The organism is Pseudomonas sp. HTZ2 (assembly GCF_033173945.1).
In the GTDB taxonomy this organism is placed as follows: Bacteria; Pseudomonadota; Gammaproteobacteria; order Pseudomonadales; family Pseudomonadaceae; genus Aquipseudomonas; species Aquipseudomonas guariconensis.
This window is the reverse complement of the sequence record NZ_CP137332.1, coordinates 653863-678475: the sequence shown is the minus strand read 5'-3', so window position 1 is coordinate 678475 and position 24613 is coordinate 653863. Positions and strand designations below refer to the sequence as shown.

Here is a 24613-nt window from a genome sequence, read left to right as displayed (position 1 = left end):
TCCCTCAAACCCACAGCTTCTTGATGTCACGCCCGCCACAAGTCAGGTTGACCAGTGCACGGGTCATCATGACGGCGGTGAACATCGAGGTGAAAATCCCGAGGGACATGGTGACGGCGAAGCCTTTGACCGGACCGGTACCCATGGCGAACAGGATGCCGCCGACCAGCAGCGTGGTCAGGTTGGCATCGACGATCGCCGAGTAGGCACGGTTGAAGCCTTCGTGAATGGCGCGCTGAACCGACATGCCCGCCGCGATCTCTTCACGGATACGCGAGAAGATCAGCACGTTGGCGTCCACCGCCATACCCATGGTCAGTACGATACCGGCGATACCCGGCAGGGTCAGGGTAGCGCCCAGCAGCGACATCAGCGCCAACAGCAATACCATGTTGCCCGCCAGGGCGATGGTCGCCAGCACGCCGAAGGCACGGTAGATGGCGATGATGAACAGCGAGACGAACAGCATGCCCCACAGGGACGCATCGATACCCTTGGTGATGTTGTCGGCACCCAGGCTCGGGCCGATGGTGCGCTCTTCGGCAAAGTACATCGGCGCCGCCAGGCCACCAGCGCGCAGCAGCAGGGCCAGCTCGGACGATTCGCCCTGGCCGTTCAGGCCGGTGATACGGAACTGGCTGCCCAGCGGCGACTGGATGGTCGCCAGGCTGATGATCTTCTTCTCTTCCTTGAAGGTCTGGACCGCGACGTCTTTCTCGACACCGTTGACCATCTGCTTCTCGTAGCGGGTCATCGGCTTCTGCTCGATGAAGATCACCGCCATGCTGCGCCCGACGTTGGTACGGGTAGCGCGGCTCATCAGCTCGCCGCCGTGACCATCGAGACGGATGTTCACCTGCGGACGGCCATGCTCATCGAAGCTGGCCTGGGCGTCGGTCACCTGGTCGCCTGTGATGATCAGGCCACGCTCGACTGCAGCGGAACGGCCACCTTCGCGGAACTCGAAGACCTCGGTGGTAGCCTTGGACGCGCCCGGCTCGGCGCCGAAGCGAAACTCCAGGTTGGCGGTCTTGCCCAGGATACGCTTGGCCTCGGCGGTGTCCTGCACGCCTGGCAGCTCGACCACGATACGGTTGGCACCCTGACGCTGAACCAGCGGCTCGGCGACGCCCAGCTCGTTGACCCGGTTACGGACGGTGGTCAGGTTCTGCTTGATCGAGTATTCGCGGATCTCGGCGACTTTGGCCGGGGTCAGCGCCAGACGCAGCACGGCGAGCTCGTTGCGCTCGGTGGTGGTCAGGTCGAAGTCATTGAAATTCTTGCGGACCAGGCTGCGAGCCTGTTCGCGGGTGGCATCGTCGGCAAAGCCCAGCATGATCGCGCCGTCCTGCTGGGGCAGGCTGCGATAGCGGATGCGCTCTTTGCGCAGCAAGGTCTTGACCTCGCCTTCGTAGACTTTCATACGGGCGCTCATGGCCTTGTCCATGTCCACTTCCAGCAGGAAGTGCACACCACCGGACAGGTCCAGGCCCAGTTTCATCGGGCTGGCGCCGAGGTTGCGCAGCCATTGCGGGGTGGTCTGGGCCAGGTTCAGGGCCACGACGTAATCATCGCCCAGTGCCTTGCGTACCACATCCTTGGCTGGGAGCTGGTCTTCCTGGTTGGTCAGGCGCACCAGCGCACTGCCCTTCTCACCCAGGCTGCCGCCCTTGACGGCGATACCGGCATCGGTCAGCGCCTTGGTGGCGCGATCCAAATCGGCCTGGCTCACATGCAGCGCGGAGCTCGCACCGCTGATCTGCACCGCCGGGTCATCCGGGTAGAGGTTGGGAGCGGAATAAATAAAGCCGATCGCCAGTACCACCAGGATCAGCAGGTATTTCCACAGAGGGTATTTGTTCAGCATCACGCCGCCCGTTCAAGACGCGGGGCGCGTTGCGCGCCCCGACTGGAAAAGATAACCGGTAACTCAGATAGCCTTGAGCGTACCTTTTGGCAGGGTCGCGGCAACGGCGCCCTTCTGGAACTTCAGCTCGACGTTGTCGGACACTTCCAGTACCACGAAGTCATCGGAGACTTTGACGATCTTGCCGGCGATACCGCCGTTGGTGACAACTTCGTCACCTTTTTGCAAGTTGCTCAGCAGGTTCTTCTGCTCCTTGGCACGCTTGGCCTGTGGGCGCCAGATCATCAGATAGAAGATGACCAGGAAACCGACCAGGAAGATCCATTCAAAACCGGTACCGGCAGGGCCGGCGGCAGGGGCTGCTGCGTCCGCGTAGGCGGCGGGAATCAAGAAGCTCATTGGGCACTCCTAATGGATATTTTCTAATAATGGATGCGAATAGTCAGTCCAAAGGCGGCACAGGCAGCCCGCGCTTGGCATAGAAGGCGTCGACAAAGGCGGCCAATTTACCTTGTTGAATAGCCTCGCGTAAACCGGCCATCAAGCGCTGGTAATGGCGCAAGTTGTGGATGGTATTCAGCATGCTGCTCAACATTTCGCCGCATTTATCCAGATGATGAAGATACGCGCGCGAGAAGTTGGTGCAGGTGTAGCAATCACAGGTCGGATCGAGCGGCGAATCATCATGACGATGGAACGCGTTACGGATCTTGATCACCCCGGTATCGACGAACAGATGACCGTTGCGCGCATTGCGCGTCGGCATCACGCAGTCGAACATGTCGACGCCGCGGCGCACACCCTCTACAAGATCCTCCGGCTTGCCTACCCCCATAAGGTAACGAGGTTTGTCAGCCGGCATCTGGCCTGGCAGGTAGTCCAGCACCTTGATCATCTCGTGCTTGGGCTCGCCCACCGACAGACCGCCAATGGCCAGGCCGTCAAAACCGATGTTTTCGAGCGCTTCGAGCGAGCGCATGCGCAGGTCTTGATACATACCGCCCTGAACGATACCGAACAGCGCCGCTGTGTTGTCGGCGTGAGCATTCTTCGAGCGCTGGGCCCAGCGCAGCGACAGCTCCATGGAGGTGCGCGCCACGTCGTGCTCGGCCGGGTATGGCGTGCATTCGTCGAAGATCATCACGATGTCCGAGCCCAGGTCACGCTGGACCTGCATGGACTCCTCGGGGCCCATGAACACCTTGGAGCCATCAACCGGCGAGGCGAAGGTTACGCCCTCTTCTTTGATTTTGCGCATGGCGCCGAGGCTGAACACCTGGAAACCACCGGAGTCGGTGAGAATCGGGCCTTTCCACTGCATGAAATTGTGCAGGCTGCCGTGCTTCTTGATCACCTCGGTGCCTGGACGTAGCCACAGGTGGAAGGTGTTGCCCAGGATGATTTCGGCGCCGATCGCTTCGATGTCGCGTGGCAGCATGCCCTTGACCGTGCCATAGGTACCCACCGGCATGAACGCCGGAGTCTCTACCGTGCCACGGGGGAAAGTCAGACGGCCGCGACGGGCCTTGCCGTCGGTGGCCAGCAGTTCGAACGACATTCGACAGGTGCGACTCATGCTTGATCCTCGGGGCCGCGTGGCGCCGGATTGCGGGTGATGAACATGGCATCACCGTAACTGAAGAAGCGGTACCCCTGTTCGACCGCCGCCGCGTAGGCAGCCATGGTCTCGGGGTAGCCGGCGAAGGCCGAGACCAGCATCAGCAGCGTGGACTCCGGCAGGTGGAAGTTGGTGACCAAGGCATCGACCACATGGAACGGCCGACCCGGGTAGATGAAGATATCGGTGTCGCCGCTGAAAGCTTTCAACTGGCCATCACGGGCGGCGCTCTCCAGCGAGCGCACGCTGGTGGTACCCACGGCAATTACCCGGCCACCTCGGGCGCGACAGGCCTGGACAGCGTCCACCACCTCCTGGCTGACCTCCAGCCACTCCTTGTGCATGTGGTGGTCTTCGATCTTGTCCACGCGCACCGGCTGGAAGGTACCGGCGCCCACATGCAAGGTGACGAAGGCACGTTCCACGCCCTTGGCGGCGATCCTTTCCAGCAGGGCCTCATCGAAATGCAGGCCTGCGGTCGGCGCCGCCACGGCGCCCGCACGCTCGGCATAGACCGTCTGGTAGCGCTCGCGGTCGGCACCTTCGTCCGGACGATCGATGTATGGCGGCAACGGCATGTGCCCGACACGGTCCAGCAGCGGCAGCACCTCCTCGGTGAAGCGCAGCTCGAACAGCGTCTCGTGGCGCGCCACCATCTCGGCCTGGCCACCGCCATCGATGAGGATTTGCGTGCCCGGCTTGGGCGCCTTGCTGGCACGCACATGGGCCAGCACCCGGTAGCTGTCCAGCACGCGCTCGACCAGCACTTCCAGCTTGCCACCGGAGGCCTTCTGGCCGAACAACCGCGCCGGGATGACCCGGGTATTGTTGAAGATCATCAGGTCGCCGGGGCGCAGGTATTCCAGCAAGTCGGTGAATTGCCGGTGCGCCAGCTCCCCGCTCGGCCCATCTAGGACCAGCAGACGGCTGCCATGGCGCTCGGCCAGGGGATGACGGGCGATCAGGGAATCGGGGAGTTCGAAGGAAAAATCGGCGACGCGCATGATGGTGTTCGGTTCGACAGGGTCGGAAAGTTTAGCCCAACGAACGAAAATTGACCATGAAACCCGATTGACCGACCCACGGCGGCTCTCTATACTGCGCCCCCACAAGCCCTGATGGCGGAATTGGTAGACGCGGCGGATTCAAAATCCGTTTTCGAAAGGAGTGGGAGTTCGAGTCTCCCTCGGGGCACCAACCGCATGTTTCCTCATGCAGCAGCATGGCCAGGAAACTCAATAAAACCGCCTATTTAGGCGGTTTTTTTGTTTCTTCATGGTGCGCCATAAAACACCATGAATCTTGAAGCCGTGTATGGCCAGGTGTATGGTCGATTTATTCTCGAACTTTCCCATACACAGAAGCCATGAAACGCACAGACATCAAGCGCCGGCCGCTGGCCGACACAGTGCTCGCGTCCCTGGAGCCAGAGGCCAAGGAGTACCGCGAAACCTACGGCGTCGACCGAATCTACTTTGTCGTCTCACCCAATGGCCGGAAGCGCTGGGAGCTCCGCTACAAAAAGGCTAACGGCAAGTGGTCGTTCATGGGCCTGGGCGGATACCCCGAAGTGTCGGCAAAGAAGGCCCGAGAGAAGGCTGGCCAGGCCATTACCCTGATCGACCAGGGCGTCGACCCCGTCGAGAAGAAGGTCAGCGACGTTGAGCACGCAGCCAAATCCCTCCATACCACCTTCCGTGCTGCAGCCGAATCTTGGTACGACAAGAAGTCAAAGGAGGGATTGGCCGAAGGCACCCTTGGCAAAGTCCGAACCTACCTGGATAAGGACATCCTGCCAGCCCTCGGCGACAAACAGCTGGACGAGATCACCAGGCGCGACTGCGCCACCCTGCAGCAATCCTTCGAGAAGCGCGACGCCCACAATGTAGCGAAGAAAGCCCGTGGCTGGCTGAACAAGATTTTCAGCTTCGCGATCGCCAGCGGCCTAACCGAGAACAACCCAGCCAGCGAACTACTGGTAGTCGCCGCTCCAGCGCCTGCGACCCAGCAGTACCCTCACCTGCTTGAGCCCGAGCTGCCAGAGTTCATGCGCGCTATGCGCAGGTCGACCAGCAGGCTGATCGCGCGCACTGCGGCCTGGATGACGCTGTGGACAGCGAGCCGGCCGGGAATGGTGAGATATGCGGAATGGGCGGATATCGATCTTGAGGCAGGCCTGTGGTCGATATCGGGAGAGAAGATGAAGATGAGGCGCGACCATGTCGTGCCACTGTGCACGCAACTGATCGCCGCATTGAGGGAGCTTAACGAGCTGACCGGCAGGAGCAAATGGCTGTTCCCAGGGATCGGTTCATCAACGCCGGTTATCAGCGAGAACACCATTGGCAAGGTGTTCGCCAGTGCTGGCTATAAAGGAAGGCTTGTGGGGCACGGTACGCGCCACACCGCGAGCACCCTGCTTCGTGAGCATGAATGGCCCAAGGATTTCGTCGAGGCGCAATTAGCCCACAAGGAGGCGGGGGTTTCCGGTGTCTACAACAAGGCGGCATACCTGCGCCAACGCCGGAGGATGATGCAATGGTATGCGGACTTCCTTGACGCGCTTGAAGCAGGCATGACAGAAGAGCATCGAGAGCAATTCAAGCGCAGAGCGCTGGAACCCTAAGCGACAGGCCAAAAGAGTAGCCGCCAGAGTTCTTAAAGCGGATTTTCGACTCAATTTTCTTCTTTTTGAGGTGAGGTTAGTGGCAGACGGACGCTGCCGCCTCAGTTCCTTCTCATATCCGACTCACTGTCGGCGCTCCGCTCACAGATCCCTCCCCCCACAAGAGCACGCGTTCACCACCAAGCCTTTCTGCACCTGCAGCATTTCGCCGCACCAGCACTTTCCGCCAGACCTGCCGCCCCCCTGGTCGCCAGCCTCAAGCCCGCCAACCATACCTCCTCCAGAGATTTTTATACCTCCTTGGTAGCCGGACAGGCCCGCCCCCGAAAATAGTCGCAACCCCAACTCCTCGCCCAAGATCGAGCCGCCAGCTGTGCATTAGTAGCCACCTGTCTGCTCCCACAGCAGTCGGCTCACTGCGGTAGTGTCGGCCCGGATGAACTTGCCTACTCTACCGCCCGCTCTACACCGGCCCGCGAGCGCCTGCAACCAGCAAACCCCTGCCTACCTTAGAGCAAGCTTAGTTTTTCTGATGCCCGCCCTTTAGTTTGGTCGCTGCCGGACGATAAAAGGGGGAGCGGCTCACACAGGTGGCGTTTGCCTATTGTTTTGCAACCATATGGCCATGTATGATCCGCGAGCAACTGTCTGCTGTGTGCTTGGTTAAGGTTACACGTGACCTAGAACACATCGCGACGGAACTGTCGGCGACTAAGGTTGCCTAGAAAATCGCCATCTCTGCCTTTGGGGGGAGGTGGGGCAATCAGGCAGGAGGTCACGTGACCTTCTATCCAAGGTGGATGCCTGAATTGGAATATCGACTCATATTGGAGATGAAACCGTAATGGCTATTACTTCTGCACAAGTTCAACAGCTGTACGTTGCTTACCTGGGCCGCGCTGCCGACAAAGCTGGCATGGACTACTGGCTGAACGAACTGAATGCTTCGCCGGCTAAAATGACTCTGGAAAACCTGCGCTCGAACTTCACTAACGAGCAGCCTGAGTACCAGAACGCCTACGCTGGCCTGAACCGTGAAGAAACCGTTTCCAAAATCTACCTGCAACTGTTCGGCCGCCCAGCTGACTCTGTTGGCCTGGAATACTGGACCACTGGCGGCGGCGCTTCCGTAAACGCTGATCAACTGCTGGTAGCTTTCGTGAACGGCGCTTCGGCTGCCGACGCCAAAGTCATCGCTAACAAGGTTCTGGTTGGTGAAGTTTACACTTCCACTGCTGGCGACAACTACGTCCAAGCTGACGCAGCTAAGATCATCGCCGGTGTTGACGGCACCGCTGTTTCTGTGACCAACGCCCTGAGCCTGCTGGAAAATGGCGGTCTGTCCGGTGTTGCTCTCCCAGCTGGTCTGGCGTCCATCAAAGCTCTCGCTATTGCTGAAGCAAATGAAAAGGCTGACGAGGCTGTCAAAGTCACCTCGCTGTCCGCTACCAACGACAAAGTCGTTGAGCTGAACAAAGAGTACGGCGCCACCCTGACCAATATCGATGCCAATGGCGACAAGACTGTTACCTACACCGAAGCAAAAGTTGCTCTGACCAACGCCCAAGCTCTGCGCACCGACATTTCGGGCAGCACCACTGACGCTCTGAAGACCGCTTCGGACGTTGCTGCCAAGGCGCTGGTCGATGCGCGCGCTGACCTGGTTAATAAAGATCCAGAAGCCGTCGCTAAAATCAACGCTTTCAACGCCGCTGTAGCTGCCGATGCTAAAGTTCCTGCTGTTACCACTGAGCAGACCGCCAATGTAACTGGCGCTCTGCAGGGTGTCATCGGCGCTGTTCCTGCTAACGGCACTGCGTTCAGCGATGCTTCTAAAGCATACGAAGACGCAGGCGGCTCCGCGATTGCTGATGCTGATGCCCTGTATGCTGCCATCAAAGGTGCCAACGCAACTCAGCTGGCAGCTATCGATAAAGCATTCAATACCGGCGTATTCAAAGAAACCTACGCTTCGCTGAAGACTGTAGCCGTTGCTGACGCTGCTAAAGCTGCTTCCACCAAAGCTGTTGGCGACGCTGAAGCTGCTCTGACTGAAAAAGCTTTGGGCAACACCTACGCTGCAGACTCGAAGGCTGCTGCTGAGGCTGCGAAATTGCTGGCTGACGCTCAGAAAGCTGACGCACTGGTTTCTGAAGCTCAGAAGCAGATCGACGCTCACGAAGCAATTGCTAAAGCAACAGACGACGCCGAACATGCATTGCCTGCTTTCGTTCAAGACCTGACTGCTGACATTGACGCTGACCTTCTCGGCAAGGACAAAGCTGACCTGTTCTTCTTCAAAGACGGCGTCAAAGGTACCGACGACTTCAAGATCACCAACTTCAACAAAGGTGATGCTCTGTACATCGGTGAAGGCTTCAGCCTGACCAAAAACGTCACTGTAAATACTGACGGCAACTACGTCGGCACCAACGTTGGCGTCAAGGAAGTGTTCTTCATCCAGGACGCAACCACCAAAGAAGTAAGCGCTGTTATCGAGTCCAACGCTGTTGGTAACGCTGCTGGCGGCTCGGCTAACAACGTTGCTGTTATCCAGCTGGCTGGCATTACCTCGCTGGACGATGTCAGCTTCGCTAACGGTGTGATCACCAGCAACCACGTAGCCTAATAAGCTTAATGGTTGTATCTGCGGCAGGCCCTCGGGCCTGCTAACGATAAAAACCCGCCCCTAAAAAGGCGGGTTTTTTATTTCCGCTAGTTCAGCCACATGAGCTAGCAAGTCAGATAATCACGTTTTAGCAGGCAAAAAAAACCCCGTACCTTCGTCAAGGTACGGGGGTTTTCGTGTCAACATCGACTATTGGAGATAGTCGAGAACACTGTACCTTCAATGATACAAAATGGCAAGTAGACATCATAAAAACATGAGAACTAGCCCTCATTACGAACGAACTAAGGGCATTCCCTGACTTCAATGGTCCTGCCGAGACGTAGAGCTCCGCTCCCACCTCCGACGTTCTGCCGTCCCAAGACAATCCACTCAATGAAGAGTCGCAGCAACCCCGCCCAGCGCTCGCTGCTGATACTGCTGCAACGCCTGCATCAGCGACTCAGCCTCCCGCCGAAGGCGCTCGACCACCTCTGGGGGTTCCTTAAGGTCTTTGGCCTCGTAGTAGCGCCTCATTGCATCAATGGCCTGCTGAACCAGCGGCTCTCCCGCCTCGACGATTCCTGCCAAGGTCTTCATGCCCTGCCCCTGTCGTTTGGTCAAGGCAGTATAGGCCGCCTCACAGGCCAGCCGCACTATCCGGACTCGGTCATACGCTTTTGCAACGCCCCCTCCCCCATCAGCGCCCAAGCCATATCCTCATCCTTCACCCCACCCTTGCACGCCGCATAGCGCGACCCACCGCCGACCCGCAGACCGGCGTACATCAAGCCAGCCCGTCGCTTGTCTGCGCCCAGGGCGAGCAGCATCTCGTAGAACAGCGCATCGCACACGGCGCGCGGCAGGCGGTTCTGGCAATAAAGCCAGTCATGGATGACCCCGGCCTCGCGGTCCTCGATGTCACGGAAAAGCGGCTTTACGACCCAAGGCACCGAAGCCAGGTCGGTGATGAAGTACCGCGGCGCCGTGTAGACCGTGCCGTCGAGCGCCTGGTACCGGAAATCGTTGATCAGCACCCACTCCCCCTTGTCGTATGCCCGCAGCAGCAGCGGGTCGAGGAAGCGGCCAGTCATGGCGCACCGCCGCAGGTGACTTCGACACGATTCGGCGCGATCGAGGCGTTGACCAGGATGCGGTTGGCGGCGCGCACATCCACTGGAGTCGCGCAGTAGGCGTTGGCGGCGTAGCTCAGGGCCTGGACAGCGCAGCCCTGGAGCAGGATCACGACGGTCAGCAGAATGGCTTTCTTCATGCCACCTCCTCCATTGTCTGGGCATACAGAGCGTCCCAGGTCTGCCGGTGCGGCTTGCCAGGGCGCCAAGTGCGCAGGTACAAGGCCCAGGCCTGCTGGATCTCGCCCACCGCAGGCAGTGGTGCTGGATCGGTCCACAGCAGCAGCCGGGCGAACGCGGCAGCAAGCACATCGTCGTGCTCCAGCGCGGTATAGACGGCGGTGTCTGTCGCCGGGACGCCTCGGGCCTGGCATACGGAGCGCGCCAGGGTCTGGGTGGCGGGATGCTCAAGCACGCCACAGACACCGCCGCCCTTTTCGAACTGCCAGAGGCCTCGGGCCGGGCCGCCGATCTGCCGGCGATGGATCAGTCGACTTTCCTGTAGCCCGACGCTCAGCAGCATCTGTTCAGCGCGCCGGCCCGACATTTTCGCGGGCAGCAGTTTGAGCGCCGGGGCAATTGCCGAGGCGCGGATTTGTTGCAGCATGGGTTTCTCCAGGCGAAAAAAAACCCGCGACATGGCGGGGTTTTGGGCGGTTGAGATATGAATTTAAAGGGGGCGCCATCCTGGGGCGACCAATGAGGGGGCTAGCGACCAGGTGATGAAGCAACCTGCTATTAGAAGCGCTGCGAGTGCGAACACGATAAGTCGAGACATTCCCATTCCTTGAGCGAGGGCGCCGTCCAGGGCGGCGGTCAATATAGCACTAGGATCCAGCCGCACCCATCGCCTAACACTATGGTCGCCTGAATAGATCCTCGACCTTGTTTCAGCTAGGATTCGCCCCACGTTCTCCATGCGAAAACAAGGGCGCTGGAGAAAATAGAAACCCCGGTGATTGCGAACCACCGGGGTTTTGCTTTTTGGCGCTCGACTGCTATCATCTGCGCAGCGTTCTCTTTTGTCCCCATCAGAGAAAGTAGAAGCCCTGGTGATCACAGTTCGCCGGGGCTTCGTTTTTTCAGGGGGCAGGTGACAAAACCGCTCAAGGCGGCCGGGGATGGTTGCGTCAGATCGAGGCTATTACGGCCACCCTTGCTCCAGCATTTCGGCGGTGATCGACCCGTCAGCTACGGCTTCCTGCAGTTCGGCCTCGCGGTTGAAGCAGGCCTGCACGTGGGCGCGCACAGCCGACGCCAGCGCAATGACCTGGGCGCCCGTCAGCTCGACAAAGCCGGACGCCGTCTTCCACTTGATCCGGTACTCGGGATCGAGCGACGCGGCGAACGCGGCTCCAGTCATCAGAGACTGGCTATCGCGCTCGGTGTTGACCGTCAGGCCCTCGACGACAGCGCCACCGGTTTCTGCCTGGAAGCGGCGCGCAGCAATCAGGGCGGGCCAGTCTGGCCCGGGGGTCGGCTCAGGAGATGGCGCCTCGGCCAGCTTCTCCCAGCCTTGACCGGTCCAGCGGGCGACTTCTGAGCCGGTCAGCTCAGGAGGCGCGGTCGGGGTGCTGCGCGGCGGGAGTTCGCCGCTCTCATCGACCTCGACAGCGCCAATCAAATAACCATCCGCGCCCCAGCAATATAAAACGATCATGCGATCAACCTTCTTTTGCTTTGATATATGCTTGCAGTCCTGCAATCGGCGCAGGGTTAGGCAACTTGAATTGAGTATTTTTATCGTAATTGTACGATTTAATACTCTTCGCCAACGATACACCCGTTGTTTCCGCCACCATTACTGCCGTACCGTCAGGTTTAGCCGCAATAGCGCGAATACTAAAGCCAATTGGCGAGGTTATGGCAGAGTAATCGAATCCGTCATTATTGCTGAGAAACACCGAAGCCGCTGACGTCGTTACATCAGCGCCGACGCGAAGTACCGCACCGTCTACAACCGCCACATCGTATGCAAGTGCAGGTATATTCCCGCCATTGGCTTTATTGACGTTGGTTTTCTGCCAACTCACGCCGCCATTACGGCTCTGGTAAATACCATCTTCCTTAGCAGCTGCGTACCAAATATCTTTAACTTTGTCATAAGCATACCCAGCAGCTCGATATGTTGAGAGGCTGCCGGCCATTACGAACGTCGCACCGCGATCCACGCTGCGCATCAAGTTAGCGCTGTTGTTATCACGGGAAAGCATAAAAGTATTGCTTTCGTCGGTGCCCAGGGCTAGATACGGCCCAGTTTGTGGCAATCCAGTTAGGGCGACCCAGGTAGCCCCGTTGTCGGTACTGCGGTAAACCTTCGAGTCGCCGGCGATCAACCATACCCCGTTTTTATCACAGGCGATGCCGTTCATCTTTTCAGTTGTGACGCCCGGTAGTGTCAATTTGACCCAAGTAGCCCCATTGTCGGTACTGCGGTAAACCGCTCCTGATTCACCGACCAGAATCCAAACCCCATTTCGATCTGTAGCAATCGCGGTTAGATGGGGCGTGCCGGTTATTGGAGTTTGTGTGGTGAATGTCTCACCGTCGTCTGTGCTACGAGTTACGCGGCCGCTGGTGCCAATTGCGACCCAAACATTGTTGAGTCCATAGTCAACATCGCGGAGGGATTGCGCGGCGTTAGTAGGTGCACTCCACGACACGAAGGGGTCACTTCCGATAAGGCCAATCAATGCGAAAAGTTCAGGGTATGCGCTCTGCAGATAGATCCCGCCTGCCTGTAGATAGAGCGAGCCGGGATTTCTGGCGGTTTGTAGTAGATCCCCGATTTCATGCACACCAGACCACTCGACGCCGGTCACGTCCTGCCTGACGCGCAGAACCTTGCGGCCTTTACCTACTAGCGAGGGGAGGCCCGCAGCAGCCCCTGCAGCAGCGGCCGCAATTTGCGCCTGGTTCTTTGCATCAACCGCAAGCCCCACCTGCGCCGCAGCCAGGTCGACCTGTGCCGCGCCGTTGGCGGTGGCATCGATGGCCGATTGCGCGGCGGCATTCTTCGAGGCGTTGGCTGCGCTGGCGGAGTCGGCAGCAGCAGATGCGGAGCCCGCAGCGGCAGTCTTGTAGCCCTCGGCCGCCGCGACCTGTCCGCCGATCCATTCGGAAGTGCTGTTGATCTGCACGACGAGAGGCGGCAGTGCCGCAACAAACGTGTCCGCCTTCGCGGCGAAGTCGTCGGCGCCGTCAGAGCGCGTAGGGGCGGCAGGCAAAGCTTTGATAACAGGGGTAGCCATCAGATGATCGCCTCCACGGTAATTGAACAATCGGAAACGCTCGGCCCCGAGAAGACGATGCTGAAATCTCGGTAGTAGCCGAACAAAATGGTGGCTTCATAGGTTTCTTCGCCGATCCAGACCACGGGCGTGGCCCGCAGCTCGGCCAGCAGCCGACGTATCCTGGTCACCGCCGAGGTGTCCACGGACACGTCGAATTCGGCGCGGTTGGAGTACGAGCGCTGCACAACAACGGTGTTGCCGAAGTCGTCCGTCGATTTGCGGCTGTAGTCATTGATGCCGACGGACGTGCCGTATAGTGCGGTGCCGATCTGCTGCCGGCTGCCTACGACGACATGGCCGACCGCCGCCTGCCCGGCCCCTGCATCGACGGTGATGACCAGATTGGCCGATCCGTAGGCCGGCAGTTTGAGCAGCACCAGGTCGGTTTTCACGCCGACCGGCTCGAAGAAGTAGTCGTACCAGTTGGTCACCCCGGCATCGACCAGCGTGACCGTCTCGCTGTACACCTCCCCTTCCAGGGCATCGACCATCTTCACCGTGACCGACTTGCCGGACACGTTGAACATCGCGACCGAGTTCACCACCGCGCCAGGCTTGACCGTGACACTGATCGTGCCTGGATTGGTGGTGAGCGACTCCAGCTTGTCGTCGAACATTCGCCAGCGGTTTGTGGCTCCAACCTCAAGCCACTTGGCTGGGGCCTCGGCGGTGACCACCTCCTCACCCGGTTTTACGCCAGCTGGCACGTCGACCAGCGCCTCGTAGACGACATGGGCAAGAATCACCCGCTGCCCCTTGGTGTAGGCCGTCGCTGCAGCCCAGGCCGGATAATCCGTTTCCGGCACATTGCTGCTGACCAACTGGGCTTCGCCGATCACAATCGGGTTGATCACTCTCATGCGTAATCCCTTTCTTTTGGCGCACCTTCGACATCCCACTTCTGAAGCAGCTGAGCGACCTGCTGGGCGTACTTAGCGATCTGGAAGCGTTGCGACTTGTTTGCTTCGAGCAGCTGCTCGAACTTGGCCAGTAGCGCTCCGTTGTCACTGCCTCCGCTTATCACGTCCGCTCGACTCGATCCGAAGACCTGGTTCGGGCTTGGGATGTCCAGCACCGGACCGCCCTGGGCGAACGCCGGCAGGCGCCCGGCGTTCATCTGATCGAGCAGGCCGGTACCGAACATGCGCACCGCATCGGCACTCATGACGTATTCGCCGTTCGAGAGCCTGGCGATGATGCTGTCGCTCGTGCCTGTGCCGGGGCCAGTGATCAAACCGCCGGACGCATAGGCCGGGATTGAGCCGTTGGCGATGGCAGCGTTGCGGACAGCCTCCTGGAGCTGTGCAGCAGTCAGCGCACCGGAGTCGAGCTGGCCAGCCCAGTAGCTGGCGCCCTCATTCATTGCGATGCCTGCTGCTTTATAGGCAGCTTCGATTGCCGCAGCGTTCGTGATGGCCCCGACGATGTTCTGATTGTTCAGCGCGCCACTGGCCAACTGATCTACCCAGTACTGCTTGCCCTCTGCGTCTGCGTCCCGACCGAGCTGATCCTTGTAAATACTGTCGATCAGTACTCCAGCATTTTGAGGTGTTGACTTGCCGCTGATTGAGGCGATGGCCGCGACAACTGCCGCGTTCATTTCCTTGACTGCATCGGCAACCGACTTCACCGAGTTGTCGATACCGTTGAGCGCATCCACCTGGGCCTGAGCGAACTCGAGCTGGGCGTCCAGTGCATCCAGCTGGGCTTGCATTGCCAGAGCGCTTTTCTCAGCGGCAGACAGCTGCTTGCCGTTCAGCTTGTTCAGCTCCGCGACGGCGTTCGCAGTGCGGCCCTGGTCCCGGTTGAACTCCTCCAGCGACCCGTACAGGTCGGTATTGTTGGAGCCCAGCACGTCCAGGGCATCCGTCAGCCCGGCAAACCCGGACAAGCTGCCGCCTGCCTTGGCGATCGCCAGCGCCGACTGCAGCGTGGCCTGGGCCTGGCTGCGGAGCATGCGCACGGCATCGTCACCGGTACCGCGCAACTGCTTCAGTGCACTGCCCAGGGCGTTGCTGATACCAGTCAGGTCGCTGATGCGGCTGTTGGCGTCCGCCAGCGACTTGCTGATCGCCTTCTGCTGCGCCGCGATGGACCGCTGCAGAGCCGCGAATGCTGCATTCACGCCGTTGCTCGCACGCTGTTCCAGAATGTCGTAGTACGTAGAGGCTTGGCCCGACAACGCCATGAGCGTTGAAAACATCTGCATGCCGGCCTGCGTTGTCGTATCGATCGACTCGACCATGTCGCGGAAGCCGGTACGGGTTTCTGGAAGCGTCTGGTTCGCTGCCACAAACGCCCGGGTGACGGCATCGAGCGTATCGTCCATGCGCTCCGACTCGCTGATGAACGCGCCGTAATAGGTCGCAGCATTGCTCTGCAACACATCCAGCCCGCCCGCAATCGCCGACAGCTGCTCAGCCAGCTTGCCGCCCGCGACCGACACGTCGTACATGCCGACATTCAGATAGCGGACAACCTCGTTGACGCCCTCCAGGTTCTGCACGAACGCGGTGAGGCCTTCGAAGTTGTAGCCGCCAAGGCCAGCTGCTGTAGCAGCATCGACAGCAGAAACCATCGAGTCGGCCACACCGCCGAACCACTTGGCGATTTCGGCCTGGATCTCCTCGGCTGTTTTGTCCTTCGTGCTGATCTTCTGCGCGCCGATATTCAAACCATCGAGCACGCCATCATTCAGCTCGACATTGAGACGGTCGAACAGATCAAGGACCGAGCCCTCGGTGGCGTCATAGGTCGCGTCCAGGGCCGCTTGCATTTCCGGGTCAAGCGCGGAGTAGCGAGTGCGCTTCTTGTTCTTGCCGAACAGCCCGCCCTTTTTCTTCTGGTACTTGTACCGCTTACCGAGAAAGTCGCCATCTTTAACTGCCAGCGAAAGGCCGGTGTCCTTGGTGACCCAGTCGCCGCCGAACAGCGAGCCGCCAAGCATGCCGCCCAGCGCACCGCCGATAATGGCACCGATACCAGGTAGCACCATGTTGCCAAGCATTGCACCGGCCGCCGCACCCAGGCCGCCCGTGGCCGCGCCTTTGAGGCCGGACTGCTGGTAGCCATACAGGGCGCCGCCGATCCCGTAACCTGCCGTGCCAAGGCCGCTCAGGCCACTACCCATGAAACCGCTGCTGGCCGCATACGAGGCCGATCCCACGCTGCCGCCAACCAGATTCTGACCAAGCCCATAGCCGACATTGCTTCCCGCGCCTGCTGCCAGGCTGGATGCAGCGCCGCCACCAAACAACCCGCTCAGGCCACTGCTGATGTAGTTGTAGCCGCCGCTGATCGCGCCTTGCATGCCGCCGAGGAAGCCTTCGCCCGCGCTCCAACCGGCAGAAACAGCACTGCCAAAGCCGGAGGTGGCCACGCCGTAGGCCTTGGAAGCCATATCAAACAGGCCCAGGCCACCGCTGCCACCGCCGCCGCCGAATAGCCCGCCAGATTGCGCGGACAGTCCGCCAACACCCAGCGCCGCACCGATCTGCATGACGATCGGGCGGGTGATGGCCATGTGTGCCAGCTCAGCCAGCAGCTGCTTGAAGCCATCCTTCAGGCTGGTGGCGAAGCCGTCGAAGCCGTCACCAATGTTCTTCCAGGCGTCCGCGAAGGCGCCATCGACACGGTCCAGCGCGCCTTCGGTGAACTGACCCCAGGCGGTCGCCGCGTTCTTGTTTTGCTCGTATTCAAGACCCAACAGGCGCAGGGCATCCTGGTACTCGGCAGCCTTGTCCGGAGCCAGCTCCATGGCCTTGTTCAGGGCCGCCTGAGCCTCGGTGTATTCGCGCAGCAGCTTCTTCTCGGGGTACAGGCGATCCATGATGCTGCCCGCATCCGATGCCTGCTTGGCGATCTTCACCGCCTCCTGTTGGGCCTTGGTCGCGGCCAGCAGCTGCTCATACTCTTGGCTGCCGACAGCGACGTTCTTCCCGGCCAGGGCGACCTGCATCGCCTTCTGGACGTTATACGCCTCCAGTGCAGCCGTGCCTTGTAGAGTGGCGGTCGCCTGGGCGAGGATGTCCTCGGTCTCTTTGCCCAAGTCGTAGGCGGACTTTGCAACAGCGAGCCGATCCTCGGCGTCTGCCTGGCCACGGATCGCGGCCTCCACTTCCTTGCGTGCCCCGGCACCGGCCTTAAGCAGCGCTTCCTCCACCTTCTGCTGAATGCCGAACTCGCGCGACTTGTCGGTGCCGTCCAGATACGCAGCCGCCAGGCCCTGGGCACTGCGGACCGCGATCTCGGCCTGCGCCTGCAGGTCGGCCAACGCCTTGGCCTGGTTCTTGGCCTCGGTAGCAGCCTGCTTACCGGCGCTCGAAGCCGCCTGCGCGGCCCTGGTTGCTGCCTCCTTGGCCTCACGCTGCTTATCCGCGGCCTCAGCCTCAGCCAGGATGGCCTTGCGACCTTCCTCGGTGACGTTCTTCTGCTCGCTCAGCCAGCGGGTGGCCTTCTTCGTCTCGCTGTTGCCGTCCTCCAGGGCGGCACTGCGCTTCTGCAGGGCTTGCAGGTAGGTTTCTTCGGTGGCCGACATGCCGCCCTTGGCGGCGTTGTTCTCGTGGGTTGCGACCGTGTTCTGCTGGAGCGCACCAGTCAGGGTATTGAGTACCTGCGTCAGGAAGGCCGTCTTTTCGGCAGCCGTACTGACTTTGCCGGCCTGCTCCACCCAGGAGTCGGAGACATCCTTAGGGATGCGGAAACGGGTCTGCAGGTCTGCGATGACATCTACGAGCGGAACACCCGACTCGTAGGCCGCATCAATGTCGGCCTTCAACCGCAAAAATAAGTCCGAACCGAACTGCTGCCGGAGCAGCTTCAGGAACTCCTCATAGGCTGCCGCCTGCTCACGAATGGCCTCGGCCTGCTCCTTGCTTTTCGCCACCTGCTCGGCAGCTTGCTGATCGCGGGTCAGTTGCTTGAACTTCTCAGCGACCTGGTCAAGCGGTTGCTGCATGTCCAGAATCGACTGGGTCGTCTTGTCAGTACTGTCTCGCATCGTCAGGAACGCGATGCCGGCGCCGAGCGCCAACGAAGCTATACCCGCTGGCCCGCCCAGCAGCCCAAGGAGGCCGCTGCCGGCACGCGCTGCCAGTGACGATACCGCTGCATACTCTTTTTTGGCTGTCGCAGCTGCTTGGGTTGCAGCCGTGTCTTTTACCAGCGCCGCCGATTCAGCATTCAGGGCGGCCCCCAGCTGAGCGCTGGATTGAGCTGCCGCTTTCTTCGCCGCCGCCAACTCAAGCTCAGTTGCAGCCAAGACATTGGCGTAATGGGCTTCCTCCTTGGTACCCACCGCAAGCGCAGCACTGTAAGCAATCTGCTCTCGGGCCGACTGGATGCTCCGAACCCTAGCCACTGCTTGCGCTTCATCGGCACGAGCAGCAGCAACTGCAGCAGAGGCCTCTCCAGCCAGGGCTGCAGCCAATGATGCAGAGGCGATGGCCTGTTCCTGCTTTGCCGCCGCTGCCGCTTTGGCGCCCATGGCCTCAGCTAGCGTTGCTTTCGTGCTGGCCACCACCTGCTGGGAATAGGCCAAGAAACTGGAGGCGGCTTTGGCGCCGACCGCCGCGACCAGAATATTGACGTTCTCGGCAAGAAAGCCAATCGCCTGGCCCAGCGCTTCAGCAGCACCGCCGCCCGAGAGGCGGTCGAACAGATCGGCCAGCCCCTCCATGCCCGGCAGCATGCCCGACACCAACTGGCGAGAGGCGCCGTCGAAAGCGCCCTGCAGGTTGACGATGGACTGGCGCACCTCGACCAGCCGGTCGATTTCGAGCTGGCTCAGGACGCGGCCCGCCTTCTCGGCCTGCTCGCCGAAGTCTCGGAAGCCCTGTCCATTGTCCTTGAGCAGCGGGATCAGCGCCGTCGCTTCGTCGGCAACCGCCTCCATGTAGGTGGTCATTTGCTGCTGACTCAGCCCGGCCTTTTCCAGCGAGCTGTAGTACAGCTGCAGCGCCTGGGGACCGGAGAGCTTGGCGAACATCTCGGCAGTGACACCGACCTGCGGCGCGATCTCCTTGAAGAAATCGGCCATCTCGCCACCGCCGCGCGCCAGAAACTCGCCGACACGGTCGTTCATGTCCTTGTAGATATCGGACAGCTTTTCCTGCTCGATGCCGACGGTCTTTGCGCCGGCGGCCAGGCGCTGGAAGTCATCGACCGACGTGTTCGACAAGGCCGCGAGGTTCTTCACCTCCTGGGCATACTCGGTCGTCCGGCTGGTGATCGCCACCAGGCCGGCCACCGCAGCGGCAGAGGCCGCGCCAATCCCGGTGAATGCGCTGCTGATCGCCTGTTGCAGCGTCGTCGCGTTCTTCCCGGTCCGGTCGAATGCGCTGTCGATCCGCCCCAGGCTACCATCGATCTTGCCAGCGGCGCTGGCTACCGCAGACTCACCGCGTGCCACTTCCTGGCGGAGCTGGGCCGTGGTGGCCTCAATCCGAACAAGCATGCTCTGAATGTCGCCGTCGGCCATTCACTTTTCTCCAGACGAAAAAAAGCCCGCAACTTTGCGGGCTTGTTGTAGACGCCTAGTTCTAGGTAACTAGGATTTAGAGAGTGTTACCGCATGACCGCACGACGGGCATCGGATAGAGCTGGATAACATCTCCACCTGACACCGACTGCATGACTTTCTGTCGGTATCAGTTTCGAAACCATCATTCAGAGGGGCATTGAGCGCATCTTGTGAGTTGGTCCTTGCGCCTTCTCGTTCGCGGAAGATCCTGTTGGCCTCCCTGATCTTGGCGTCAGTGCTTCTTTGTGCTTGCCACTTTTTGAATGAGGGCCAGAGCGTATAAGACAGGATGAAAATGAAGGTGAATATCCCGCCTACGGCAATAATGGCGCTATAAGCGACTGCCCCAGCAGCAAATACCCAGGCAAGCCCAGGTGCAAGTATCAGAACGATAAGCACCAGTAACATAACCACCAGAACCTTCATGTGAGCCTCCTTGCAAAGTTTTGCAATCTAACACCATCCTCAAGACTCGACCAAACCAAGAGCAAGGATCAGTCCTTGGCCCTGCTCATGGCAGCCACACGCAGGCCCATACGGAGTTCCTTGGCGGCAACGGTCTTGTCCGGCTTGGCCGGCTCGCCGCTGCCGAATGGGTTGCTCGCCCGCAGGAACTTCACCTTGGCCTCCCAGGCCATGAGGATTTCGATCACCGGTGTCTCCCAGGCATCGCGAGGCGACCAGCCGAGCCAGCCGGTGGCCAGCTCGTACAGCTCATCGACGTAGCTGCCGTTGCCTGGCCTGCTTACTCGTTTCCCGGTGCAACTTCGGCGTCCAGCTCATCCTTCGATTTTCCGCCTGGGTTGAGGAGATTGGTCAAATAGGTAACGACCTGCGGGTTCACCTCGCGGATGCCGGCCTCGAAGACCTGCTCCTCCAGTGCTTCGATGTCCTTCGGCTTGAAGTCCTGGCCGGAGCCGATCAGCAGCACGGCAGCGATAGCGCTGGGCTTCAGGTGGCTCAGTTCGCCAATGGCCGGGCCAATGCCGCCAAAGCGGGCCTCGATGTTGCGCACGGCCTTGAGGGTCGGCTTCAGTTCGAAGGTCTGCTGGCCGACGGTGATGGTGGTGATGCCGTGGGTGGTCTTGGACATGGAATGATTCCTTGGGGAAAGAGAAGAAGCGTGCGGCCAGGTAGACCGCACACCAGGTCGCTGCACGTCGCTCGTTACGGCGTGATGACCTCGTAGATTTCGGAGTTGATGCCGAGGGTGACGTTGCGCTTGAGCACGCCCTCGACGGTGATACCGGACTTCTTGTTGCTCATCACCTTGGCGGCGAAGTAGTCGACGTTGCCATCGACATACTCAACCTTGAACGGGTAGTCGAAACGCGAGCGATCCAAGAAAGCCTCGACCAGCTTGATCTGGCCGGCATCGCCTGCGTCGAAGGCGACCACCAGTTCGGAGGTGCCGGCGTCGGCCAGGCCTTTCAGGTGCTTGGCGCGCCCCTGGGCCAGACCAGCAAAGGTCACGTCGTTGATGGTGTCGCCGTAGTCGCCGATGCTCTCGACCTCGCCGATCTCGACATAGGTCAGGCCAGAAAGCAGAGTGACGGCAGCGGCGTGGTCAGCTGGCAAGTCAGCAGCGAGGCGCGGAGCGATGTGGATTCGCGTGCCGGCGCCGGTATTGATAGACATAAGCAGTCCTCCCGAGGACAGGTGATTGAGCCGCAGCGCGGCAGTGGTTCAGTGAAAAATCAGTGCTGGGTGTAAATGCGTAGGGTCACGGCACCCTGGTAGGTCACGCCGTCCGGTTCGCGTTTTGACTGCTTGCGCAGGACGCGAACAGACACGACGCGCCCAGGGCTTATTGACAGCGGCTGCTCGTTCAGCAGTTCGTCAATGGCCGCCATGATGCGTTTCACCTCAAGCTGGCCCTTGGCGTTGCTCCAGACGCTCAGGTACAGCAAGCGCTCGTCCATGCGGCTGGCCAGGAAGTCGGCGGCGTTGATGATCTCGTTGTCGATCGACACATAAGGCATCTGCGCGTTGAGCGGTGCACCGTCGTAAACCGGGCAGTTCAGTGAAGCCAGGCCGGCTTCCAGACGATCAGCCAGGGCGATCTGTAATGCAACGGATGGATCAGCCATCGCTTGCCCCCTCGCTGGCCTTCCTGAGCGTGCGGGCCACAGCCGCGCGGATGTTGGCCAGGACGAATTCACGATTCACGTCGAGCGCCGGCCGCAGCCAGGGATGCGCAGGCCGAGCCGGAATGTCCGGATACTTGCCGAAGAAGCTTTTGCCGTCGGACTTGTTGGTGACCCGCTTATTGCGGCCTCCGGAGCGCTTGCCCTCGGTGTATCCCTTAGTGCCGTACTCGATAAACCTTAGGTAGTAATACTTCCTGTTGGCCTTCTTCCCACGCAGGCCGATCTGCGCATCCAGGCCGCTCTTCGACACAAAGGCGCTCAGTGCAGCAGCCCCTTCGCCTGTGTCCTTAGGAACGAACTCGCGCATGCTCTCCAGGATGCGGTCTGCGCCATCTTGCATGGCGACCTTCACCTCGTTGTCCATCGTCTGGTGAATGTTGCGCAGCGTCCGGCGCAGCTTGAAGTCACCGGACAACCTCGACCGACGAGCCATGGTCAGGTCTTCCGCGACTTGGGCGGCTTCGCTGCCGGCACAGGGATTTCATCGTGGGTAGGTTCGACGACCTCTTCGACAACGCCCTGGGCGATGAGGGCGGCACCCTCATCGTCCGGTACCGAAAATGTGTCGCCCACGGCCTTGCGGCCCATTGGGCCAGAAATACTGGCCAGAGCTTTCACTCGCATGGTGATGTCCTCAGGGGTTGATGACGTTGGAGCAGAGCAGGCGGAGCATGCTGTTCGCGTTGTCCGACAGGGCCGCGTGAATCAGGTAAGTGGTGCTGACGCCGCGCACGGTCTCCACCAGGCGGCAGCCAGCGACAGCATCCGGGCGCGGACGAATCCGGATCTCGGCAGTTACCAGGCTCTGGATACCTTCGGCGACGGGGGCAAGGCGCCCACTGGGCAAGGCGATCTCCGCCCAGACCTCGCCCAGGTCCTGCCACTCGACTTCGGCCCCGCCGCCCCTGACACGGGTCTCGACCCCGCGCTGCAGAGTGAGGCGATGACGCATTGGGCCGGCTCTCATATATTCACCCAGCGGTGCGGTAGCCACAGGGCATTGGTGGCCATGGGCAGTTCGATCACGGTAACTCCGATGGCGACGGTCTCCCGACTGGCGTACCAATGCCCGATCAGCAGCAAGGCGCCTTGCCGAATCGCCTTCGTAATGCCCAAGGCATTACCTACCGGATCAGGAAGCGGTTCACCTTCGGCGATCAGCTTGCGATTGGTCCACAACTCGAAGGCACTGATGGCCGCATCGGAGTAGCCCTGAATCAGGGCGTCCTCCTCGTCGTGATCAACGCGCAAGTGGGCTTTCACCGTGGCGAGGTCAATCATTTTTCGGCACCAGGGCTTGCAGCTCTGGCTTTTTCGCCGCGGCGTCGAAGGCGATACCCTTCGCCGTCAGCCACTCTTTCAGCTCCGGCACGTTCATTTTCAGTGGGTCGGTTTCCACCGCCCCCGAGCCGTCAAGGTAGGTGGCCACTCCCAGGTGCTCTACAGCTACCAGAGCGCAGCGTTCGGAAACATCCTGCTCGCCAACCTGGATCTCGATCACCTCGTTGCCGCCCTCAGCGAACTTGAACGACGTTTCAACGGAAATCTTCGGCATACATCCTCCGCAGAGAGGGCGCCCGAAGGCGCCCGCTCGATCAGGCAGCGCTCAGGGTCAGAACCTTGATCGCCTGGGAGTCGACGAGCATGCCGCCGACGCGCTTGGTGGTGTAGAAGCCAACGTAAGGTTTGTTGGTGTAGGGGTCGCGAAGCACGCGGGTGCCGATGCGATCCACGATGGTGTAGCCACGCTGGAAGTCGCCGAAGGAGATGGCGTTGGCGTCGGCGGCGACATCAGGCATGTCCTCGTTCTCCACGATGCCATAGCCCAGCAAGGTGGACGGCTTGTCTGCCTCGAGCCCTGGACGCCACAGGTAGTTGCCCTGGCTGTCCTTCAGCTTGCGGACATAGGCGACGGTCAGGTTGGTCATCATGAAGCGGGCATTGGCTCGGTAGCCTGCTTTCAGCGAATGGATCAAGTCGATGATCTTGTCGCCATTGAAGCCGCCGGCGGTACCCGAGATCAGCTTCTGCAGCTTGCCGAAGGCGCGGGTCTTGTCGTCGTCCAGGACCAGATCGTAGGCCAGGAAGCCTTTTGGCTTGTTCACGCCATCGCCGCTGGTGAAGGCTGCGCCCTCTTTTTCCGAGAACTCGCGCGCGACCTCGCCATTCAGCCAGGCCTCAGCGTTGAAGAAGATGTCGTCCAGACTGGTCTGGGTTGCCTGCGGGTTGGCGTAAATCTCACCCATGAACGCGGCGATCTGGCCCAGGGTCGGAGTGCCGGTCGCGGGACGGGCAGCAGTCTCGCCAACCCAGCCGGAGCCGGCGCCACCCAGGCTGACCAGGCGCTTGTAGTCTGGCGTGCCAACGGTGATCTGGTTGCACACCTGGCGCATTGGCGAGGTGTCTTTCAGCAGCTCGATGATGCTGCGGTCCAGTTCTTCCGGCACTGCGTAGCCGCCGTCGGCATCGCTGCCGATTTGCAGCGCCTTGGCCTGCAGGTCGCCGAGGCCGGTGTCGATGCCCTTGCGAACGAACTGCATGAATGCGGTCTTGTGCTCGCTCGCAGCCTTGGTGCCGGAGCCGTCGGGACGTTTCAGCGCGGCCAGTTCCTGCTCGAGCGACGTTTTGAGTTCATCAAGCTCGCCCAGCTTCTCGTTCAGCGTGTCCACTTGGCCGGAGAGCTTGCCCTTTTCGGCCTCCAGTCCGTCGATTCGCTTGTCGTTGACCACCTTGAACTCGTCAAACTTGCGGCCCAGGGCCTCAGCGACATCTTCGATATCTTTCTTTTCCACAGCCAT

General features: G+C 60.5%; 25 protein-coding genes and 1 tRNA gene. 3 read left to right on the top strand and 23 right to left on the bottom strand.

Annotation, left to right across the window (positions count from 1 at the left end):
- Positions 1-4 precede the first annotated feature (4 nt).
- The 4 genes from secD to queA all read right to left on the bottom strand — a co-directional run bounded on the left by secD (position 5) and on the right by queA (position 4489).
- A complete protein-coding gene (secD, locus tag R6G97_RS03280) occupies positions 5-1867 on the bottom strand; it encodes a protein translocase subunit SecD (protein ID WP_043208070.1) in 1863 nt (620 codons plus the stop codon).
- A gap of 63 nt (positions 1868-1930) precedes the next feature.
- Positions 1931-2266, bottom strand: coding sequence for a preprotein translocase subunit YajC (gene yajC, locus R6G97_RS03275; protein ID WP_023382222.1), 336 nt, complete (start codon positions 2264-2266; stop codon positions 1931-1933).
- A 43-nt stretch (positions 2267-2309) separates the two neighbouring features.
- A complete protein-coding gene (gene tgt, locus R6G97_RS03270; protein ID WP_317848185.1) occupies positions 2310-3425 on the bottom strand; it encodes a tRNA guanosine(34) transglycosylase Tgt in 1116 nt (371 codons plus the stop codon).
- A 14-nt stretch (positions 3426-3439) separates the two neighbouring features.
- On the bottom strand, positions 3440-4489 hold the full coding sequence (gene queA / locus R6G97_RS03265) for a tRNA preQ1(34) S-adenosylmethionine ribosyltransferase-isomerase QueA (protein WP_102081237.1): 1050 nt from the start codon (positions 4487-4489) through the stop codon (positions 3440-3442).
- 108 nt (positions 4490-4597) lie between these two features.
- Here queA and R6G97_RS03260 point away from each other — a divergent pair.
- The 3 genes from R6G97_RS03260 to R6G97_RS03250 all read left to right on the top strand — a co-directional run bounded on the left by R6G97_RS03260 (position 4598) and on the right by R6G97_RS03250 (position 8740).
- A tRNA-Leu gene (locus R6G97_RS03260) sits at positions 4598-4682 on the top strand.
- A 169-nt stretch (positions 4683-4851) separates the two neighbouring features.
- Positions 4852-6111, top strand: a complete 1260-nt coding sequence (locus tag R6G97_RS03255) for a tyrosine-type recombinase/integrase (protein ID WP_317847812.1) — start codon at positions 4852-4854, stop codon at positions 6109-6111.
- An 844-nt stretch (positions 6112-6955) separates the two neighbouring features.
- Positions 6956-8740: a hypothetical protein gene (locus tag R6G97_RS03250; RefSeq protein ID WP_317847811.1), complete on the top strand. Its 1785-nt coding sequence runs from the start codon at positions 6956-6958 to the stop codon at positions 8738-8740.
- A 372-nt stretch (positions 8741-9112) separates the two neighbouring features.
- On the opposite strand, the gene R6G97_RS03245 is transcribed toward R6G97_RS03250, so the two are convergent.
- The 19 genes from R6G97_RS03245 to R6G97_RS03155 form a co-directional block, all read right to left on the bottom strand.
- The gene (locus R6G97_RS03245; protein WP_256805451.1) at positions 9113-9319 is read right to left on the bottom strand and encodes a hypothetical protein; all 207 of its coding nucleotides are present in this window, start codon (positions 9317-9319) and stop codon (positions 9113-9115) included.
- Positions 9320-9375: 56 nt separating this feature from the next.
- Positions 9376-9813, bottom strand: a complete 438-nt coding sequence (locus R6G97_RS03240; protein ID WP_317847810.1) for a DUF1353 domain-containing protein — start codon at positions 9811-9813, stop codon at positions 9376-9378.
- Complete coding sequence (locus R6G97_RS03235) at positions 9810-9992, bottom strand: hypothetical protein (RefSeq protein WP_200928568.1); 183 nt, start codon at positions 9990-9992, stop codon at positions 9810-9812. Before R6G97_RS03235 ends, R6G97_RS03240 begins: the two co-directional genes overlap by 4 nt.
- The gene (locus tag R6G97_RS03230; protein ID WP_317847809.1) at positions 9989-10459 is read right to left on the bottom strand and encodes a hypothetical protein; all 471 of its coding nucleotides are present in this window, start codon (positions 10457-10459) and stop codon (positions 9989-9991) included. Before R6G97_RS03230 ends, R6G97_RS03235 begins: the two co-directional genes overlap by 4 nt.
- A gap of 537 nt (positions 10460-10996) precedes the next feature.
- Positions 10997-11512, bottom strand: a complete 516-nt coding sequence (locus R6G97_RS03225) for a DUF4376 domain-containing protein (RefSeq protein WP_317847808.1) — start codon at positions 11510-11512, stop codon at positions 10997-10999.
- A gap of 4 nt (positions 11513-11516) precedes the next feature.
- Positions 11517-13103 carry a WD40/YVTN/BNR-like repeat-containing protein gene (locus tag R6G97_RS03220; protein WP_317847807.1) on the bottom strand — a complete coding sequence of 529 codons (1587 nt, stop codon included), beginning with the start codon at positions 13101-13103 and terminating at the stop codon, positions 11517-11519.
- Positions 13103-14005 (bottom strand): hypothetical protein, encoded by a 903-nt coding sequence (locus tag R6G97_RS03215; RefSeq protein WP_317847806.1) that lies wholly within the window; start codon positions 14003-14005, stop codon positions 13103-13105. The genes R6G97_RS03220 and R6G97_RS03215 overlap by 1 nt, the downstream gene beginning before the upstream one ends.
- Positions 14002-19623, bottom strand: a complete 5622-nt coding sequence (locus R6G97_RS03210; protein WP_317847805.1) for a DUF4214 domain-containing protein — start codon at positions 19621-19623, stop codon at positions 14002-14004. Before R6G97_RS03210 ends, R6G97_RS03215 begins: the two co-directional genes overlap by 4 nt.
- 69 nt (positions 19624-19692) lie before the next feature.
- Positions 19693-20091 (bottom strand): hypothetical protein, encoded by a 399-nt coding sequence (locus R6G97_RS03205; protein ID WP_317847804.1) that lies wholly within the window; start codon positions 20089-20091, stop codon positions 19693-19695.
- Between the two features lie 68 nt (positions 20092-20159).
- Positions 20160-20318, bottom strand: a complete 159-nt coding sequence (locus tag R6G97_RS03200) for a hypothetical protein (protein ID WP_317847803.1) — start codon at positions 20316-20318, stop codon at positions 20160-20162.
- 92 nt (positions 20319-20410) lie between these two features.
- Positions 20411-20758: a hypothetical protein gene (locus R6G97_RS03195; protein WP_289717706.1), complete on the bottom strand. Its 348-nt coding sequence runs from the start codon at positions 20756-20758 to the stop codon at positions 20411-20413.
- Between the two features lie 74 nt (positions 20759-20832).
- Positions 20833-21303, bottom strand: coding sequence for a phage tail tube protein (locus tag R6G97_RS03190; protein ID WP_317847802.1), 471 nt, complete (start codon positions 21301-21303; stop codon positions 20833-20835).
- Between the two features lie 59 nt (positions 21304-21362).
- Positions 21363-21755, bottom strand: a complete 393-nt coding sequence (locus R6G97_RS03185; protein WP_317847801.1) for a DUF3168 domain-containing protein — start codon at positions 21753-21755, stop codon at positions 21363-21365.
- Positions 21748-22248, bottom strand: coding sequence for an HK97-gp10 family putative phage morphogenesis protein (locus R6G97_RS03180; protein ID WP_046786670.1), 501 nt, complete (start codon positions 22246-22248; stop codon positions 21748-21750). The genes R6G97_RS03185 and R6G97_RS03180 overlap by 8 nt, the downstream gene beginning before the upstream one ends.
- Positions 22249-22250: 2 nt before the next feature.
- On the bottom strand, positions 22251-22439 hold the full coding sequence (locus tag R6G97_RS03175) for a DUF7302 family protein (RefSeq protein ID WP_317847800.1): 189 nt from the start codon (positions 22437-22439) through the stop codon (positions 22251-22253).
- A 10-nt stretch (positions 22440-22449) separates the two neighbouring features.
- A complete protein-coding gene (locus R6G97_RS03170) occupies positions 22450-22767 on the bottom strand; it encodes a head-tail adaptor protein (protein WP_317847799.1) in 318 nt (105 codons plus the stop codon).
- Between the two features lie 11 nt (positions 22768-22778).
- Positions 22779-23096, bottom strand: coding sequence for a head-tail connector protein (locus tag R6G97_RS03165; RefSeq protein ID WP_164525040.1), 318 nt, complete (start codon positions 23094-23096; stop codon positions 22779-22781).
- Positions 23089-23370, bottom strand: a complete 282-nt coding sequence (locus tag R6G97_RS03160) for a HeH/LEM domain-containing protein (RefSeq protein WP_317847798.1) — start codon at positions 23368-23370, stop codon at positions 23089-23091. Before R6G97_RS03160 ends, R6G97_RS03165 begins: the two co-directional genes overlap by 8 nt.
- A gap of 40 nt (positions 23371-23410) precedes the next feature.
- Positions 23411-24613 carry a phage major capsid protein gene (locus R6G97_RS03155; protein ID WP_289717710.1) on the bottom strand — a complete coding sequence of 401 codons (1203 nt, stop codon included), beginning with the start codon at positions 24611-24613 and terminating at the stop codon, positions 23411-23413.

Excerpts from the sequence above, each read along its gene's own strand:
- R6G97_RS03165 (WP_164525040.1), bottom strand. The coding sequence starts at position 23,096 with ATGATTGACCTCGCCACGGTGAAAGCCCACTTGCGCGTTGATCACGAC.
- R6G97_RS03220 (WP_317847807.1), bottom strand. The coding sequence starts at position 13,103 with ATGGCTACCCCTGTTATCAAAGCTTTGCCTGCCGCCCCTACGCGCTCT.
- R6G97_RS03205 (WP_317847804.1), bottom strand. The coding sequence starts at position 20,091 with ATGAAGGTTCTGGTGGTTATGTTACTGGTGCTTATCGTTCTGATACTT.
- R6G97_RS03255 (WP_317847812.1), top strand. The coding sequence starts at position 4,852 with ATGAAACGCACAGACATCAAGCGCCGGCCGCTGGCCGACACAGTGCTC.
- queA (WP_102081237.1), bottom strand. The coding sequence starts at position 4,489 with ATGCGCGTCGCCGATTTTTCCTTCGAACTCCCCGATTCCCTGATCGCC.
- R6G97_RS03195 (WP_289717706.1), bottom strand. The coding sequence starts at position 20,758 with ATGTCCAAGACCACCCACGGCATCACCACCATCACCGTCGGCCAGCAG.
- tgt (WP_317848185.1), bottom strand. The coding sequence starts at position 3,425 with ATGTCGTTCGAACTGCTGGCCACCGACGGCAAGGCCCGTCGCGGCCGT.
- R6G97_RS03225 (WP_317847808.1), bottom strand. The coding sequence starts at position 11,512 with ATGATCGTTTTATATTGCTGGGGCGCGGATGGTTATTTGATTGGCGCT.
- R6G97_RS03155 (WP_289717710.1), bottom strand. The coding sequence starts at position 24,613 with ATGGCTGTGGAAAAGAAAGATATCGAAGATGTCGCTGAGGCCCTGGGC.
- yajC (WP_023382222.1), bottom strand. The coding sequence starts at position 2,266 with ATGAGCTTCTTGATTCCCGCCGCCTACGCGGACGCAGCAGCCCCTGCC.
- R6G97_RS03175 (WP_317847800.1), bottom strand. The coding sequence starts at position 22,439 with ATGCGAGTGAAAGCTCTGGCCAGTATTTCTGGCCCAATGGGCCGCAAG.
- R6G97_RS03235 (WP_200928568.1), bottom strand. The coding sequence starts at position 9,992 with ATGAAGAAAGCCATTCTGCTGACCGTCGTGATCCTGCTCCAGGGCTGC.
- R6G97_RS03210 (WP_317847805.1), bottom strand. The coding sequence starts at position 19,623 with ATGGCCGACGGCGACATTCAGAGCATGCTTGTTCGGATTGAGGCCACC.
- R6G97_RS03190 (WP_317847802.1), bottom strand. The coding sequence starts at position 21,303 with ATGTCTATCAATACCGGCGCCGGCACGCGAATCCACATCGCTCCGCGC.
- R6G97_RS03240 (WP_317847810.1), bottom strand. The coding sequence starts at position 9,813 with ATGACTGGCCGCTTCCTCGACCCGCTGCTGCTGCGGGCATACGACAAG.
- R6G97_RS03160 (WP_317847798.1), bottom strand. The coding sequence starts at position 23,370 with ATGCCGAAGATTTCCGTTGAAACGTCGTTCAAGTTCGCTGAGGGCGGC.
- secD (WP_043208070.1), bottom strand. The coding sequence starts at position 1,867 with ATGCTGAACAAATACCCTCTGTGGAAATACCTGCTGATCCTGGTGGTA.
- R6G97_RS03215 (WP_317847806.1), bottom strand. The coding sequence starts at position 14,005 with ATGAGAGTGATCAACCCGATTGTGATCGGCGAAGCCCAGTTGGTCAGC.
- R6G97_RS03170 (WP_317847799.1), bottom strand. The coding sequence starts at position 22,767 with ATGCGTCATCGCCTCACTCTGCAGCGCGGGGTCGAGACCCGTGTCAGG.
- R6G97_RS03185 (WP_317847801.1), bottom strand. The coding sequence starts at position 21,755 with ATGGCTGATCCATCCGTTGCATTACAGATCGCCCTGGCTGATCGTCTG.
- R6G97_RS03230 (WP_317847809.1), bottom strand. The coding sequence starts at position 10,459 with ATGCTGCAACAAATCCGCGCCTCGGCAATTGCCCCGGCGCTCAAACTG.
- R6G97_RS03250 (WP_317847811.1), top strand. The coding sequence starts at position 6,956 with ATGGCTATTACTTCTGCACAAGTTCAACAGCTGTACGTTGCTTACCTG.
- R6G97_RS03245 (WP_256805451.1), bottom strand. The coding sequence starts at position 9,319 with ATGAAGACCTTGGCAGGAATCGTCGAGGCGGGAGAGCCGCTGGTTCAG.
- R6G97_RS03180 (WP_046786670.1), bottom strand. The coding sequence starts at position 22,248 with ATGGCTCGTCGGTCGAGGTTGTCCGGTGACTTCAAGCTGCGCCGGACG.